This window comes from Actinoplanes sp. NPDC048967 (assembly GCF_040649415.1).
In the GTDB taxonomy this organism is placed as follows: Bacteria; Actinomycetota; Actinomycetes; order Mycobacteriales; family Micromonosporaceae; genus Actinoplanes.
This window is the reverse complement of sequence record NZ_JBEZFL010000001.1, coordinates 1,302,673-1,318,464: the sequence shown is the minus strand read 5'-3', so window position 1 is coordinate 1,318,464 and position 15,792 is coordinate 1,302,673. Positions and strand designations below refer to the sequence as shown.

Here is a 15,792-nt window from a genome sequence, read left to right as displayed (position 1 = left end):
GATCAGGCGATCCCCGGGCCGGCCTCCGTTCGACTGGACGCACATTTGCCCGGTCGTTAGCCGAGCGGCCCGTAGCCGTGGGGGTCCAGATGCTCGTCGCGGACCAGGTCTTCGGTCGAGCCGCCCTCCGCCCCCGTCAGGACGGAGACATCAGGTCCGCGGAGGCTCGCGCCCGTCGATGCCGTCAATCTCCCGGAGCCGGAGCCGGAGCCGGAGCCGGAGCCGGAGCCGGAGCCGGAGCCGTCGGGCCGAGCCGGCGGAATTCCACCTCGAACGTATAGGCCCGGTCGGCCGCCAACTGGTACTGCGGCAGTACACCCGGCCCGCATGAGGCAGACCCGAGCCCGTTCTGGCCGAGGTCAACATTGAGGTGCACCCGGTCGGACGGCTTCAGCTCGTACGGGTGCCGGGCCGCGGCCAGGTCCGCGCTCGTCCAGCGCCGCGCCGTCAGCTCGAACGTCGGGCGGCCGGTCATCTCCAGACCTGTGCCGTCCGGTGCGGTGATGCGGGCCCAGCGCACGCCGGTGCGGTTGCCGTTCTCCTGAGGGTGGACGTACGGCGTCTGCATCTCGTCCACCCGCAGGCGGTACCGGCCGAACCGCACCGCCTGCCGGCTGTCGGCGTACGCCTCGCCCGGGCCGTCGCCGAGCCACTCCACCACGTCCAGGTCCGCCGGGACGGCCAGGTGCAGACCCAGCCGGGGCAGTACGCCGCTCCAGGCTCCGATCGGCTCGGTGGCAACCGACAGCGTCACGCCGTCGTCCGCGGCCGTCCAGCAGTACGTGGCGAGGATCCCCAGGTCGGTGGCCGCCGGGGCGACGCGGGTGCGGACCACGAAGGTGTCGCCGTCCGCGCCGAGGTCGATGACGCGGTGCTGCAGGCGGTCCAGGCCGATCCTGCGCCAGTCGCTCGCCACCGCGTCGCGGACGTCGCGGGGTGGGGCGTCGTTGTCCGTCGGCGCGCGCCACAGGTCCAGCCGGGGGCCGGTCACCAGCAGGTCCGGGTGATCTCCGGGTTGAGCTCGACCATCCTGTCCCGGAACGTGGCCGTCGAGGCTCAGCAGCAGACCGGTACGCGGGTCGAATCGGGCGGCGCCGACCAGTACCCGTCCGCTGTCGTCGGTCCGCACCGGATGCCTGATCTTTCCGGGGGCGGGCTGCGCGCGGGCCGGGAGCCGCACCTGGGTCCAGGCGATCTCGTGGCCCATCGGGGCCCACGGCTCGTCCTGGGCCAGCCGGGCCCGGACCGTCAGCCAGGTGTCCGCGCCGGCGGCGGGCAGCTCCGGCAGACGGCCGGTGACCTGAGCGCCGGCCGCGGCGACCGGCACGGTGAGTCTGCCCTCGGTCAGGGTGACGCCCTGCTCCTGCACCGTCCAGTCGTAGGCCAGGTGTGAGGTGTCACGGAAGTCGTACTTGTTGGTGACCTGAACCTCAGCCAGGGCCGGATCGACGGACAGCCTGACCGGTGCACTGACCTTCTTGAGCTCGAGCAGGCCCGGTGACGGGGTGCGGTCCGGGAACACCAGGCCGTCCGCCACGAAGTTGCCGTCGTGCAGCGGTTCACCGAAGTCGCCGCCGTACGCGAAATAGTGCCCCTCGCCGCCCGGTACCGGTTGCCGGATGCCGTGGTCGATCCACTCCCAGACGAAGCCACCCTGACATCGGGGATACGTGTCGAAGAGCCGCTGATACTCCGCCAGCCCGCCCGGACCGTTGCCCATGGCGTGCGCGTACTCGCAGAGGATGAACGGCAGCGACCGGCGGTGGGCGTCGGCGGCCGGATCGCGGGTCGGTGGCTCCTCGCCGCGGCCGATCGTGGCGACCTCGTCCACCGAGGCGTACATGCGGCTGTAGCAGTCGGTGTAGCCGCTGTCCCGGTCGCCCTCGTAGTGGATCATGCGGGACGGGTCGCGGTCGCGGATCCAGTGGGCCATGGCCGCCAGGTTGCGGCCCGTGCCCGCCTCGTTGCCCAGGGACCAGGCGATGACGCTGGGATGGTTCTTGTCGCGTTCGACCATCCGCCGCGCCCGGTCCACAAAGGAGGGCGCCCAGCGGGGGTCGTCGCTGGGATTGCCGTGCCAGCCGGTCACGGCGAACCCGTGGGTCTCGAGGTCGCACTCGTCCACGACCCACAGGCCCAGTTCGTCGCAGAGCTCCAGGAACTCCGGCGCCGGCGGATAGTGGCTGGTGCGTACGGCGTTGAGGTTGTGCTGCTTCATCATCAGCAGGTCCTGGCGCATCACCGCCACCGGTACGGCCCGCCCGGCGTCGGGATCCCACTCGTGCCGGTTGACGCCGCGCAGCGACACGGGAGTCCCGTTGACCGTCCACCGGCCGTCGGCCAGCGCCACCGTACGGAAACCGATCCGGATGTCGGCACCTTCCGTTCCCGTCTCGAGCCGCGCGGTGTAGAGCCGGGGCGTCTCGGCCGACCACGGGTCCACCCGGTCGACGGCGTGCGGGCCGGCCGCGTCCACGTCGACCAGGCCGAGCTCGGCGATCGTCAGCCGGGCCGGGACGTCGGTGTCGACCGACACTGTGCCCTGCCCGGTGACATGGTCATAGGTGGCGTGCACGAACACGTCGCCCAGTCCGCCCTCGGGCCGGGCCAGCAGCCGGACCGTCCGGAAGATGCCGGACAGCCACCACATGTCCTGGTCCTCGAGGTAGCTGCCGGAGGACCACTGATGCACCCGTACCGCCAGCACGTTGCGGCCCGGCCGCAGCAGGCCCCCGACGGCGAACTCCGCGGGCAGCCGGCTGCCCTTCGCGTGCCCCAGCTCCTCGCCGTTCAACCACACCTTGTAGCAGGAGTCGACGCCCTCGAAACGGATCACCGCGGGACCGGCCGGCCAGCCGGCCGGCCGGTCGAAGACCCGGCGATACTCGCCGGTGGGGTTCTCGTCGGGCACGTGCGGCGGATCGACCGGGAACGGATAACGGACATTGGTGTACGCCGGTGCGCCGTACCCGTGCAGTTGCCAATGCGCTGGAACGGCGAGGGTGTCCCAGCTCCGGTCGTCGAAGCCGGGATCGGCGAAGCCGCCGGTGACAGCGTCGACCGTAGGGGCGAGGTGGAAGCGCCAAGGGCCGTCCAGGGACAGCGTCGCGGCGTCCGAGCCGACGTCGGCCCGGGGCGGGCACAGCCCTTCCCCGGGTCGCAGGTCCTCGTGATACCGGTCGGTCATCGGCCGCTCAGCTGGTGGGAACCATCGCGACTCCGCCGACTCGCCCATGGGCACCAGCGTAGATCCGGGCCGGCGTGGGTATGCGGCGGGCCGAGCCGAAACCGAGGAGACGACCATGTACGACGTCAGTGCGGCCGAGCAGGCCGCTCACCCGGCCCCGAGACGCCGCCGGACCTGGCTGCGGGTGTTCCTCACCGGCCTGGTGCTGTGGATCCTCACGGTCGCGGTCACCTTCGTGACGGGCAACCCCAATCTGATCCCGACCCTGGTCCTGCTGGGCAGCTTCCTCGTACCGGTGTCCTTCGTGGTCTGGGCCTTCGGCCGCCGGCACAGCGGTGAGGTCACCGCCGAGCTGCTGTTCACCACGTTCGTCACGGGCGGGGTGCTCGGGGTGCTGGCGGCCTCGCTGCTGGAGTCCTACCTGCTGCACCCCTCACCGGGCCTGTTCCTCGGCGTGGGCCTGATCGAGGAGGCCGCGAAGCTCACCGTCCTGGCCGTCCTGACCCGCCGGCTCCAGCACAAGTACGCCGCTGACGGGCTGATCCTGGGCGCTTCCGTCGGGTTCGGCTTCGCCGCCTTCGAATCGGCCGGCTACGCCTTCACCGCCCTGTTCACCGAGCAGGGGCTGTCGCTGATGCAGCTGGTCCAGACCGAGCTGCTGCGCGGGCTGCTCGCTCCCGTCGGCCACGGCCTGTGGACAGCCATCCTCGGCGGCGTGCTGTTCTCCGCGAGCGGCCGGGAACATTTCGCGCTGACCTGGCGGCTGCTGCTGGCGTACCTCGGAGTCTCCGCCCTGCACGCGCTCTGGGACAGCATGCACAGCATCGCCCTGCTGCTGACGCTGGTGCTGACCGGCACGCCGTACCAGTTCTCGCTGCTGGACCGCGGCTATCAGCCGCAGCCGACCGCCGGCCAGGCGCATCTCTTCACCGTGCTGTCCTGGGGTGGCCTGGTCGTCGTGTCGCTGGTCGGGATCGGCTGGCTGCTCGCCGTCCGGCGGCACGCCGACCAGGAAGCCCGGGCCGTGCTGTGGAAGATCCCGGCCCATCGGTGACCGGGCCTGCCATGACGGCGCGCGATGATCGACGTGATCGCCGATCGGCCGGCTGACCACGACCGTTGTCATGGCAGCATGGGCCCGGTGCGTCACGTGTCTGATCATGAGCGCCGCGCCCGGTTGGGGGTCCGGCACGCGCTGGCGCCCGCGTTCCGGGCCGGCTCCCCGGAATCCGTCACGCGGGCGATGACCGTGCTCCACGCCACCGAGCCGGCCACGGTCTACCTGTCCTGCTGGGCGCGGACCGGGTCGATCACGATCGCGGCCGTCGACCGGGCGCTCTACGGCGACCGTACGCTGGTCAAGCAGCTGGCCATGCGGCGCACGCTCTTCGTGGTCCCGCGCGACCTGCTGCCGGCGGTCTGGTCCAGCGCGTCCGCCCGGGTCGCGGGCACCGAACGGGCCCGCATGGCCAAGGACGCCGTCCTGGCCGGACTCGCCGAGGACGGGCACGACTGGATCGACCGCGCCCGCGCCGAGGTCCTCGCCGCGCTCGCGGACGCCCCGGACGGGCGCTCGGCGCTGGAGATCCGGCAGGCGGTGCCGCTGATCGACGTGACGGCGGTGGGGGCCGGTGGACTGTCGCCGGCGGGCCGGGTGCTGACCCACCTCGGGGCAACTGCCGACATCGTACGGGGCGTCAATGGGGCGGGCTGGTACACGTCCCGGCCGCGCTGGACCCTCATGCGGCACTGGCTCACCGAGGTGCCCGCGGTCGGCGGGGCGGCTGAGGGTTATCGCGAGATCGTGCGCCGCTGGTTGTACACCTTCGGACCGGGCACGGAGGACGACCTTGTCTGGTGGCTCGGGGCGACCCGAAGCGTGGTGCGGACGGCGTTCCGGGAGCTCGGTGCGGTCGCGGTCTCGCTCGACGGTGGCGCCACCGGCTGGCTGTTGCCGGACGACCTCGACGAAGTGCCCGACCCGGGACCGTGGGCGGCGCTGCTGCCGGTTCTCGATCCGACAGTCATGGGGTGGCAGCGGCGGGACTTCTACCTCGGGCCGCACCGCGAGCAGCTCTTCGACAACCGGGGGAACGCGGGCACGACGGCTTGGGTCGACGGGCGGGCTGTGGGCAGCTGGGTGCAGGACGAGACCGGCGTCGTGCGGGTGCGGTTGCTGGAATCGGTCCCCGCCGCCGCTCGCCGGTTGCTGAACGCGGAGGCGGCCCGGCTGACCGCCTGGCTCGGCGGCTTCCGCGTCCCGAGTCTCTACAAGTCGCCGGCCATGCGGCCGGAGCCGGCACCGGCGCCCGGACCGACCCCATGATGTTCAGGTCGGCCTCGTGATGTTCAGGTCGGGCTCGTGATGTTCAGGTTGGCCTCGTGATGTTCAGGTCGGGCCGGTGATGCTCAGGCCAGTCCGGTGAGGAAGAGCAGTCCGGCAACCATCAGGCCGGCCTCGACCAGCGCGACGAACACCCGGTCGCTGATCAGGGCGACGATCCTGCGGCCGGTCCACGCGCCGGCCATGATGACCGGCGTCAGCGCGGCGCCGTAGAGCACGATCCGCCCGGTGAGCAGATCACCGGCGCCGTAGGCGGCCGTCTTGGTCAGGTGCAGGGTGAGCGCGGCGGCGGCCTCGGTGCCGATGTACGCCGCGCGCGTCAACCCGTACGCCAGGAAGAACGGCGCCGTCAGCGGGCCCACCGACCCGAGCAACGCCGAACCGAATCCCGACGCGGCGCCGACACCGATGAACGCCCGGTCGCCGGGCCGGCCGGGGCGCGGGCGGAGCCGGCGCCAGGCCACCACCCCGATGAGGAACGCTCCCAGCACCCGCTTGAGCGGACTGAGCGGTGCGTGGCTCAACAGAACAGCACCGCCCACGGCGAACGGCACAGCGCCGAGCGCGAACCAGCCCACCAGCGGCCACCGGATCTCCCGGCGGTTGAGCCACAGCCGGCTGCCGTTGCTCGACAACTGCGCCAGCGTCAGCACGGGCACCGCGACCCGCAGCCCGAACAAGGCAGTGAGGACGGGCAGCAACAGCACCCCGCCACCGAATCCCGTGACGGCGGACAGCAACGCCAGCAGGAACGCCGCGGCGGCGGCGAGCGCCAACGTCTCCATCGGCTGCCGACTGTAGTCGCGGCCGGTCAGGAGCCGCGTGGGGCGTACATGATCACGGCGACGCCGGCCAGGCAGATGCCGGCGCCGATGATGTCCCACCGGTCCGGGTGGAATTTGTCCACGACCATGCCCCAGGCGAGCGAGCCGGCGACGAAGACGCCGCCGTAGGCGGCCAGAATGCGTCCGAAGTTGGCGTCAGGCTGAAGGCAGGCCACGAAACCGTACGCGCCGAGAGCGATCACACCGGCGGCTGTCCACCACAGGCCGCGGTGTTCGCGCCAGCCCTGCCAGATCAGCCAGGCGCCGCCGATCTCGGCGAGGGCCGCCAGGACGAAGAGCAGCAACGAACGAGCGATGATCACCCTGAGCACGGTATCCGTGCCGGATCGGTGGGACTGGTCACGGGGTGGCGCAGGAGCAGGTGTCGCCGGCGCAGCGGCGCTTGTGGCTGGTGCGCCACCAGGCGGCGGCGGCCAGGACAGTGAGTGCTGCGGCGGTGCCGGGCAGCCAGGACACGGCCACGGCCCAGGTCGCGCCGGAGAGGACTCCGGCGGTCAGGAGCAGTGGGATGGCGCAGCAGGCCGCGCAGGCGAGGGCGGCCAGGCTGGTCAGTCCGGGCGGTAGCAGTCGGCGTGTCCGGGCGGTCAGGCCGGGCGGTAGCAGTCGGCGGGTCCGGGCGGTCAGGCCGGGCGGTAGCAGTCGGCGTGTCCGGGCGGTCAGGCCGGGCGGTAGCAGTCGGCGGGTCCGGGCAGTCAGGCCCGTCAGACCGGGCGGCGGCAGTCGGTGGGCCTGGGCGGCCAGGCCGGAGGACTGCAGTCGGCGGGCGCGGTGAGCGGGGCCGGTAGAGCCGGAGGGCGGCGGGGGCGGGCGTTCGCGGTCGGCGGGGCCGGTCCGGGTGGGCGGCGGCAGCGGGTGGGCGGGGTCAGCGGGGGTCGGCATCCGGGGCTCCTACCGCGATGGTGGCGAACGGGATCGGGCAGCAGGGCTGGGCGGCGCAGGTCACCAGGTCGTCGCAGCCGGCGTCGACGGCCGCTCGGAGCGTGCCGGCGATGATCTGCAGGTCGCTGATCTTGGCTTCCACCTCGGCGAGCTTGGCCTGCGCCCGGGACCGCAGCCCGGCGTCGGCGCCGCCTCGTCCGTGCCGGTGCCGGCCGGTCTCCAGCAGGTCGGCGATCTCGTCGAGGGTGAAGCCGAGCCGCTGCGCCGCCTTGATGACGCGCAGCACGGTGACCGCCTCGGCCGGGTACATCCGGTGGCCGCCCAGGCTGCGGTCCGGTTCGGCGAGCAGGCCGCGGCGTTCGTAGTAGCGCAGCGTCTGGAGGTTCACTCCGGCGGCCGCGGCGACCGCACTGCTGCGCAGGCCGCTCACGCGGCCATCCCGGCGACTGCCCGGCCGGCGAGCGCGTCCAGCACGGCGATCTGTGCGGGCGGTACCTGTACGTCGACGTTCACCGCATCAGGCTCACCTTCACCAGATGTGGCGAAGGTGAAGGTGAAGAAGGAGCAGCACGAGCTCTCCCGGGCGGTGAGGTCGCGGACCACCGGCTCGGCGGCCGGATCGAGCCGCCACCGCAGCACGGTGGGCGACAGCCGCCGCTGATCACGCAGCGCGGTGGCGAAGAGGTCGTCGAACTCGGCCAGCCGCAGCGGCTGGTCGACGGTGGGCAAGGTGCACGCCTCGGGCACCCACACCTGGTCTTCTCCGGTCATGGTCCGACGGTAAACCTGTACCTGAGTACCGAGTGCAAGTCGGCCGGCCCTTGTCCTGACGCGGGACCGAGGCGTTCGGGTACTCGGCGGACCGGGATGAGTGCGGCGCGGGGAGCGGTGCGTTCGGGTGGGCGGACCGGGATGAGTGCGGCGCGGGGACCGGTGCGTTCGGGTGGGCGGACCGGGGTCAGTGCGGGGCGGAGACCGGTGCGCTCGCGTGGTGGGCTGGGCGGTCGGAGAACCGGTGCTCCGCCATCCGCAGCGCCTCGACCACCAGGCGGCGCACGTGCGGGTCCGTGACCGCGTACACCGACCGGCGGCCGTCGCGGCGGGCCCGGACCAGCCCGGCCAGGCGCAGCTTGCCGAGATGCTGCGACACTGCCGGACGCGCCGCACCCACCAGCCGGGTCAAAGCAGTCACGTCGCTCTCCGCGTCGACCAGAGCCGCCATCAGGCGCAGGCGAGTGCCATCGGCGAGCATCCCCAGGGTGACCGTCGCCGCCTGGATCACGTCGTCGCTCGTGAGTGGTTCCTGCAGGTCAGTGGCAGTTGCACCGTTGTCGCGTGCGTACATGAGCACATATTATCGGCGAGCGGCACCGACCGCCGGCACGGCAGGGGAGCACCGATGAGCGACCACCACCACAGCCACCACGACGGGTGGTGGGAGCGGCTCCGCCACCAGCTCACGCCGCACTCGCACGACAGCGCCGACAAGGTCGACTCGGCGCTCGAATCTTCGCGGGAAGGACTCCGCGCCCTGTGGATCTCGCTGGTCGTGCTGGGCGTCACCGCGGCCCTGCAAGCGGGCGTCGTCGTGTTCTCCGGCTCGGTGGCGCTGCTCGGCGACACCCTGCACAACGTCGCTGACGCGCTGACCGCCGTACCCCTGGGGGTCGCGTTCCTGCTCGGCCGCCGGGCCGCGACCCGGGCGTACACCTATGGTTTCGGCCGGGCCGAGGATCTGGCCGGCATCTTGATCGTGCTGGTGATCGCCGCTTCGGCGATCGCCGCCGGGTGGACCGCGGTCAACCGGTTGCTGCACCCGCAGACCATGACGCACCTGCCGTGGGTGCTGGCCGCCGGCGTCATCGGTTTCGCGGGCAACGAGGTCGTCGCCCGCTACCGCATCAGTGTGGGCCGGCGCATCGGATCGGCGGCGCTGGTCGCCGACGGCCTGCACGCCCGCACCGACGGCTTCACCTCGCTCGCGGTCGTCGTCGCGGCGGCCGGCGCCTGGGTCGGCTGGCGCTGGGCCGACCCGGCCGTCGGGCTGGCCATCACGGCGGCGATCGCCTTTGTGCTCAAGGACGCCGCCCGGGAGGTGTACCGGCGGCTCATGGACCGGGTGGATCCGGAGCTGGTCGACCGGGCCGAGGAATCGCTGCGGGCGGTTCCGGGCATCCGCGACGTGTCCGGGCTGCGGCTGCGCTGGATCGGGCACCGGATGCACGCGGAGGCGGCCGTGGTGGTGGATGCCGGCCTGAGCCTGCTGGCCGCGCACGAGATCGCCGCGGATGCCGAGCATCAGCTGACCCACCGGGTACCGCGGCTGACCGGCGCGACCGTGCACGTGGACCCGGCCAGTCATCCGGGCGACAGCCACCACACCGACCTGTCCCACCACCGCCGCGACCGCCTCTCCGCGCCGGCGGCCGGGCACTGACAGATTCCGGATAGGACCCCGGCCGGCCGAAGTGCCACCATCGAGGGATGGGCGACGATGCCGTGGTCATCGGGGCCGGCATGGCCGGCCTCGCCGCCGCGCGGGTGCTGGCCGACCGGTTCGACCGGGTCACGGTCGTCGATCGGGACCGGTTGCCGCCCGGGCCGGACAGCCGCCGCGGCGTGCCGCAGAGCGCCCACCCGCACGCCCTGCTCGCGGTCGGCCGCGACGCCCTGGAGAAGCTCTTCCCCGGGCTGACCGACGAGCTGCTCGCGCTCGGTGCCCGGTGGATCGACGTGGCCCGCGACGCGCACGTCTGGCAGCTCGACGGCTACCGGGTCCGGGTCGACAGTGGCGTCACGATGCTCGCCATGAGCCGGCCGTTGCTGGAGAGCTGTGTGCAGCGGCGGGTGCGGGCGTTGCCGCAGGTGAGCGTGCTCGACGAGACCGCGGTGGCCGGGCTGGCCGGACAGGCCGGCGAGCGGGTCACCGGTGTGACCCTGGCCGACGGCCGGGAGCTGCCGGCCGGGCTGGTGGTCGATGCCAGCGGTCGCGGCAGCCGCTCCGACCGCTGGCTGCACGACCTCGGCTTCCCGAGCCCGCCGGAGTCGGTGATCACCGTACGCGTGCACTACACGACCCGCCTGGTCAGCGGCCGGCCGCAGTGCCTGCCGGGCCCCGGGATGATCGTGCTCGCCGAGAGCCCGCCGGAGCACCAGCGCTACGGCGCCGCGTTCTCCGTCGAGGGCGACCGGTGGCTCGTCACCCTCGGCGGCTTCCACGGCGAGCAGGCCCCCACCGACCCCGAGGGTTACCAGCGCTTCGCCGAGAGCCTGCCGGACGGCACGATCGCCGAGCTGTTGCGCACCGGTGAGCCGCTGACCGACCCGGTCGCCTACACGTATCCGACCAGCCGGCGCCGGCACTTCGAACGGCTGCGCCGGATACCGGCCGGGTACGTGGCCATGGGCGACGCGCTGTGCAGCTTCAATCCCGTGTACGGGCACGGCATGACGGTCGCCGCGCTGGAAGCCGTCACGCTGGCCGAGTGTCTCGATCGGCATCGCGCTCCTGGGGTGGCGATGGCGCGTGACTTCTACCGCCGCAGCGCGAAGCCGATCACCGTCGCCTGGGAGATGGCCGCCACGACCGACTTCGCCTACCCCGGCACGCAGGGGCCCAGGCCGCGCGGGCTGGCCCTGACGCACTGGTACCAGCGGCAGATCTTCCGGGCCACCCATGTCTCGCCGGAGGTCATCCGGCAGGTCGTACGGGTGCAGCACCTGCTCGCGCCCGGGTCCGCGCTGCTCCGGCCGGCCATGGTCGCCGAGGTTCTCCGCGCCGCCCGCCGTGATCGCAAGGCGGCGGGCAGCTCTGCGGCCTGATCCTCGATCCTCTAGATTCAGCGGATGGCTTTGCTGCACCGCGCGGATCTGACCCCTTCCAAGCTTGAGCTGCTGGCGGGCTGGCTGCCCGGCCGCCCGTGGTTCGCCGGCCCGCCGGAGGGCGAGGTGACCCGGGTCTCGGCCTTCCGCTTCGACGACCCGGCCGGCGCGGTCGGCGTGGAGACGATGCTGGTCCGCGCCGGTGACGGCCCGGTCCTGCAGGTCCCGCTCACCTATCGCGACGCACCCCTGGACGGCGCCGACGAGTGGCTGATCGGCACGACCGAGCACTCGGCCCTGGGCCGCCGCTGGGTCTACGACGCCTGTGGCGACCCGGTCTACGCCGCGGTGCTGACCCGGGTGATCCACGCCGGCGGCACCCAGGCGGAGGAGTACTTCGAGGTCGACGGCCGGCGGGAGACCCGCGCGCCGGCCATGACCGTCAGCGGCAGCGGGACCGGGGATGCCCCGGTCCCGGCCGCCGGCACCGTGCGCCGGGTCGTCGACGAGGACCCGACGGTCATCGTGACGGACGACGTGGAGCTGGCCGTGCTGCGCCGCGTCGGCACCAGCCAGCGGGTCACCGGTCCGGTGCTGACCGGCATGTGGGGCGACGAGCCGCTGCCCGTCCCGCTGGCCTACGCCACCCCGCCGCGGTGACCGACCGCGGTCACTGAGCCGCGGTCCGGCCCAGTGACCATCCAGCGGTCACTGGGCCGCCACCTCGCCGCGGTGACGGACGGCGGTCACTGGGCCGCCACCCCGCCGCGGTGACCGACCGCGGTCACTGGGCCGCCGCCCGGTCGCCGGTCACCTGGAGCAGTCGGAGCGGGATCGCGTCCGCCATGGCCTGCATCCCGGCGTCGTTGGGGTGCAGGTGGTCGCCGCTGTCGTAGCGGGCGAGGATGCGCAGCGGCTGCGCCGGGTCCCGGACCGCCCGGTCGAAGTCGATCACGCCGTCGTACTCGCCGCTGGTCCGGATCCACCGGTTGACCGCGGCCCGCTTGGCCTCGTTCTCCGCGCTGTAGTAGCCGGTGATCGTGGTGTCCTGGAACGGCGTCAGGGTGGCGCCGATGATCCGCAGGCCGCGTTCGTGGGCTCGGGCGATCAGCTGCCGGTAACCGGCGATCAACTCGTCGACCGTCACCGCCTCGGACGGCGGGGCGATCGAGGTCGGCTGGCCGATGTCGTTGATGCCGAGCAGCACGATCACCGCGCGGGCGCCCGGCTGGGCGAGCACGTCGCGGTCGAAGCGGCTCAGCGCGCTGTCGCCGAAGAGCGGCCCGATTCCCCCGAACACCGGGTCGGGGAGGGTGTTGCCGTCGTACAGCAGGCGGTTGCCGCCGATGCCCTTGTTGAGCACGCCCAGATGCCGCAGCGCGGACTGGCCCTGCAACCGGCGGGCCAGGAAGTCGGGCCAGCGGTGGTTGGCGTCGACCGTGGTGATCGCGCCGTCGGTGATGGAGTCGCCGAAAGCCACGATCGAGGCCGCTCGCGGCGCGGTGGCGACGCTGACGCCGGAGAGGAAGTACCAGGACGTCACGGCCGTCGCGCCGGTCAGAGCGGGGGAGCGGGTGACGTTGCCGGCCGCGAGGTAGTTGGTCTGGAACGCGGAGCCGTGCACGGTCGCGGCCGCGGTGCGCCGCGGCAGGTGGATGCTCACCACAAGATCGGAGAGCGCCGGTACGGGCAGAGCCACCGGATCGCTGAGCGCGGGCGCACCGGGCGGGATGCTGAACGTGGACCGCCCGCCGAAGGTCAGCCTGCGGTCGGTGCCGGCCAGCAGCTGGGAACCGCCGGCACTGCGGGCCACTCGCGCCTCGCCGATCACCAGCGGCTCGGTGCCGTACTCGTTGGACAGCCGCACCCGCAGCGACCGGCCCGCGATGCTGGTGTGCACGATCTGGCGCAGGGTCTGGTTCTCGAACACGGTCTGCGGCATCGGTGGGGTGGCCGCGCCGGTCACGGCCGTGGTCCAGGTGCCGGTCCAGGTGGCCGGGCGGCCGGCCGCGACGGCCGAGCCGGTCAGGGTGAGGGTCGCGACGCCGAACGTGGCGAGCGCGGTGGCGCCCAGGCGCCGGAGTCGCAGGGATGCAGTCATCGTCGACCTCCGTTCCGGACCAGCCCAGCTCAGCCCGGCGGAGGTGTCAAGACATCGACGAACATCAAGTTCTGGCGCTCGCCACCAGGGCCGCGGCCAGCTGGTCCGACCAGGCGCGGACCACCCGGGCCCGGCGGCGGGAGTCGTCGGTGAGCACGTCGGCCAGGGCCAGGCCGCGGGCCAGATCGAGGGTCGCCTGGATGAGACCGCGGACGGCCGGGTCGGTGTCGTCGACCCGTAGCAGCCGTACGGCCCGCCGGTGCACGCCGCGGGCGAAGTGCCGTTCCAGCGGGACCACCGCCGCCCGCAACTCGGGGTCGGCGGCGGCCACGGTCCACACCTGCAGGGCGGCCCGGAACAGCTCGCCGCCGATCGCGTCGACCAGGCCCGTCACCACGGCGTGCACCCGGTCCGGGCTCGAACCCCCGGGGTCCGGCAGGGCGTCGAGCAGGGCCGCCCGCTCCTCGAACATGGCCTCCAGCGCGGCCAGGATCAGCGCCTCCCGGGTCCGGAAGTGGTGTTGGACGGCTCCGCGGCTGATGCCTGCCTCGGCGGCGATGAAGGCCACCGTCGAAACCTCCCACCCGTGCCGCGCCAGGCTCCGGATGGTCGTCTCCAGCAGGCGCCGGCGCGTCTCCCGCGAGCGGTCCTGCTTGGGAGCCGAGTCGTCAGCCATCCTTGGTCACCACCGCCAGCGGCGTGCCCTGGCTGACCTGCCGGCCCACCGGAACCGGCAGCTCCGTCACCGTGCCGTCCGCCGGGGCGCGCACCACGTGCTCCATCTTCATCGCCTCCAGCCAGATCAGCGCCTGGCCGGCCACGACGGCCTCACCGATCCGCACGTCCGTGCGCACCACCGTGCCGGGCATCGGCGCCACCAGGGCACCCGCCGGCAGCTGGGCCGAGGGGTCGGTGAAGCGCGGCACCCGGCGCAGCTCCAGCGAGCCCTGCGGCCCGTCGACGACCACGCGGTCGGCGAACCGGCCCACCGTCCACCGGCGGCGGACACCGTCGAGGTCGAGCACCACCGCGTCGGGGCCGGCGTCGACCAGGACGACGTCGTCCCGGCCGGCCACCTCCAGGCCGTCGCGGCCGAAGCGGTACCGCACCTCGATCCCGGTGTCGCCGGCGGCGTAGGCGCGGCTGCGGTAGCCGACCGGGATGTTGCGGAAGCCGCGCGCGAGCAGCGGCACCAGCGCGGCGTCGGACAGCGCCGCGACCAGGGCGCCGAGAGCCGGGTCGAGTCCGGTCCCGGCGGTCAGCCCGGCCGGCGGATGGTCGGTGTAGAAGGCGGTCCCGGCGGTGCCGGCCAGGAACTGCGGGTGCAGCAGGCTCGCGACCAGCAGGTCCCGGTTGGTGGCCACCCCGTGCACCCGTGCCCGGCGCAGGGCGGCGGCCAGCTGCCGGGCCGCGGCTTCCCGGGTCGACGCGTACGCGATGACCTTCGCCAGCATGCCGTCGTAGTGGGTGCCGACGACGCTGCCGTCCACCACGCCGGAGTCGAGGCGGAGGCCGTCCAGTCCCGCGCGTTCGAAACGGGCGGTCACGCCGGGGACGTCGAACGTCACCACGGTGCCGGTCTCGGGGCGCCAGTCGTCGGCGGGGCTCTCGGCGTACAGGCGGGCCTCGACGGCGTAGCCGGTCATCGCCGGCTCCGCACCGCTGAGCCGGCGGCCCGCCGCGACATCGAGTTGCAGGCCGACCAGGTCGGTGCCGGTGACGCACTCGGTGACCGGGTGCTCGACCTGCAGGCGGGTGTTCATCTCCAGGAACCAGAAGTCGCCGTTCGCGGCGGCGATGAACTCCACCGTCCCCGCGCCGCGGTAGCCGACCGCGGCCGCGGCCTGCCGGCCCGCCGCGAGCAGGCGTTCGCGCAGGTCACCGCCGAGCCGCTCGACGAGCGGCGCGGGCGCTTCCTCGATCACCTTCTGGTGCCGGCGTTGCAGGGAGCACTCGCGTTCGCCGAGCGCCCAGACGGTGCCGTGGGCGTCGGCCATGATCTGCACCTCGAGGTGGTGCCCCTCGTCCAGGTACCGCTCGCAGAAGACGGTGGGGTCGCCGAACGCGGCGCCCGCCTCGCGGGCCGCGGACGCGACGGCACCGCGCAGCTCGGCCAGGGTGCGCACGATCCGCATGCCGCGCCCGCCGCCGCCGGCCGACGCCTTGACCAGTACGGGCAGCTCGGCCTCGGTGACGGCGTCCGGTTCGAGCAGGTCGAGCACGCTCAGGCCGGCCGCCGCCATCCGGCGCTTGGATTCGATCTTGGAGCCCATCACCTCGATCGCCGTGGGGTCGGGTCCGATCCAGGTCAGGCCGGCCTCCTGCACCGCGCGGGCGAAACCGGCGTTCTCGGCCAGGAAACCGTAGCCGGGATGGACGGCGTCGGCGCCGGCCCGCCGGGCCGCCGCGATGATGAGGTCACCGCGCAGGTACGTGTCGGCCGGCGTCGAGCCGGGCAGGCGTACGGCGCTGTCCGCCTCCCGTACGTGCGGGCTGTCCGCGTCCGGATCGGAGAAGACGGCCACGGTCGCGAGGCCCCGACGCCGGCAGGTGGTGAAGATCCGCCGGGCGATCTCACCGCGGTTGGCGACCAGAACGGCGTTGAAAGTCATGC

At 73.2% G+C, this 15,792-nt stretch carries 15 protein-coding genes; 5 read left to right on the top strand and 10 right to left on the bottom strand.

All coding sequences use genetic code 11. The features are described 5' to 3' along the window. Positions 1 to 184 precede the first annotated feature (184 nt). Entirely contained in the window at positions 185 to 3,187 is a 3,003-nt protein-coding gene (locus AB0C12_RS06085) for a glycoside hydrolase family 2 TIM barrel-domain containing protein (RefSeq protein WP_360544671.1), read from the bottom strand. Positions 3,188 to 3,302: 115 nt separating this feature from the next. Here AB0C12_RS06085 and AB0C12_RS06080 point away from each other — a divergent pair, with 115 nt between their 5' ends. Both AB0C12_RS06080 and AB0C12_RS06075 read left to right on the top strand, forming a co-directional pair. Next, complete coding sequence (locus AB0C12_RS06080) at positions 3,303 to 4,241, top strand: PrsW family glutamic-type intramembrane protease (RefSeq protein WP_360544669.1); 939 nt, start codon at positions 3,303 to 3,305, stop codon at positions 4,239 to 4,241. A 96-nt stretch (positions 4,242 to 4,337) separates the two neighbouring features. Further along, the gene (locus tag AB0C12_RS06075; RefSeq protein ID WP_360544667.1) at positions 4,338 to 5,513 is read left to right on the top strand and encodes a winged helix DNA-binding domain-containing protein; all 1,176 of its coding nucleotides are present in this window, start codon (positions 4,338 to 4,340) and stop codon (positions 5,511 to 5,513) included. Between the two features lie 83 nt (positions 5,514 to 5,596). Here the strand turns inward: AB0C12_RS06075 and AB0C12_RS06070 are convergent, their stop codons facing one another. From AB0C12_RS06070 to AB0C12_RS06045, 6 genes are all read right to left on the bottom strand, one after another. After that, entirely contained in the window at positions 5,597 to 6,316 is a 720-nt protein-coding gene (locus AB0C12_RS06070) for a sulfite exporter TauE/SafE family protein (RefSeq protein ID WP_360544665.1), read from the bottom strand. Between the two features lie 26 nt (positions 6,317 to 6,342). Further along, on the bottom strand, positions 6,343 to 6,678 hold the full coding sequence (locus tag AB0C12_RS06065; protein WP_360544663.1) for a YnfA family protein: 336 nt from the start codon (positions 6,676 to 6,678) through the stop codon (positions 6,343 to 6,345). Positions 6,679 to 6,715: 37 nt separating this feature from the next. Then, complete coding sequence (locus tag AB0C12_RS06060; protein WP_360544661.1) at positions 6,716 to 7,255, bottom strand: hypothetical protein; 540 nt, start codon at positions 7,253 to 7,255, stop codon at positions 6,716 to 6,718. Then, on the bottom strand, positions 7,239 to 7,685 hold the full coding sequence (locus AB0C12_RS06055) for a MerR family transcriptional regulator (protein ID WP_360544659.1): 447 nt from the start codon (positions 7,683 to 7,685) through the stop codon (positions 7,239 to 7,241). Before AB0C12_RS06055 ends, AB0C12_RS06060 begins: the two co-directional genes overlap by 17 nt. Continuing rightward, positions 7,682 to 8,026, bottom strand: a complete 345-nt coding sequence (locus AB0C12_RS06050) for a hypothetical protein (RefSeq protein WP_360544658.1) — start codon at positions 8,024 to 8,026, stop codon at positions 7,682 to 7,684. The genes AB0C12_RS06055 and AB0C12_RS06050 overlap by 4 nt, the downstream gene beginning before the upstream one ends. 187 nt (positions 8,027 to 8,213) lie before the next feature. Then, complete coding sequence (locus AB0C12_RS06045) at positions 8,214 to 8,600, bottom strand: metalloregulator ArsR/SmtB family transcription factor (RefSeq protein WP_360544656.1); 387 nt, start codon at positions 8,598 to 8,600, stop codon at positions 8,214 to 8,216. Between the two features lie 54 nt (positions 8,601 to 8,654). Between AB0C12_RS06045 and AB0C12_RS06040 the strand changes: the two genes are divergently transcribed. From AB0C12_RS06040 to AB0C12_RS06030, 3 genes are read left to right on the top strand one after another with little or no spacing between them, the layout of a single operon-like run. Continuing rightward, positions 8,655 to 9,692: a cation diffusion facilitator family transporter gene (locus tag AB0C12_RS06040; RefSeq protein WP_360544654.1), complete on the top strand. Its 1,038-nt coding sequence runs from the start codon at positions 8,655 to 8,657 to the stop codon at positions 9,690 to 9,692. 47 nt (positions 9,693 to 9,739) lie between these two features. Continuing rightward, a complete protein-coding gene (locus AB0C12_RS06035) occupies positions 9,740 to 11,077 on the top strand; it encodes an FAD-dependent oxidoreductase (RefSeq protein WP_360544652.1) in 1,338 nt (445 codons plus the stop codon). Positions 11,078 to 11,101: 24 nt separating this feature from the next. Further along, positions 11,102 to 11,737: a hypothetical protein gene (locus AB0C12_RS06030; RefSeq protein ID WP_360544650.1), complete on the top strand. Its 636-nt coding sequence runs from the start codon at positions 11,102 to 11,104 to the stop codon at positions 11,735 to 11,737. A gap of 124 nt (positions 11,738 to 11,861) precedes the next feature. On the opposite strand, the gene AB0C12_RS06025 is transcribed toward AB0C12_RS06030, so the two are convergent. From AB0C12_RS06025 to AB0C12_RS06015, 3 genes are all read right to left on the bottom strand, one after another. Next, positions 11,862 to 13,178 (bottom strand): SGNH/GDSL hydrolase family protein, encoded by a 1,317-nt coding sequence (locus AB0C12_RS06025; RefSeq protein ID WP_360544648.1) that lies wholly within the window; start codon positions 13,176 to 13,178, stop codon positions 11,862 to 11,864. Positions 13,179 to 13,242: 64 nt separating this feature from the next. Continuing rightward, positions 13,243 to 13,854, bottom strand: coding sequence for a TetR family transcriptional regulator (locus AB0C12_RS06020; RefSeq protein WP_360544646.1), 612 nt, complete (start codon positions 13,852 to 13,854; stop codon positions 13,243 to 13,245). Next, positions 13,847 to 15,790, bottom strand: a complete 1,944-nt coding sequence (locus tag AB0C12_RS06015; RefSeq protein ID WP_360544644.1) for a biotin carboxylase N-terminal domain-containing protein — start codon at positions 15,788 to 15,790, stop codon at positions 13,847 to 13,849. The genes AB0C12_RS06020 and AB0C12_RS06015 overlap by 8 nt, the downstream gene beginning before the upstream one ends. Between the last annotated feature and the right edge of the window lie 2 nt (positions 15,791 to 15,792).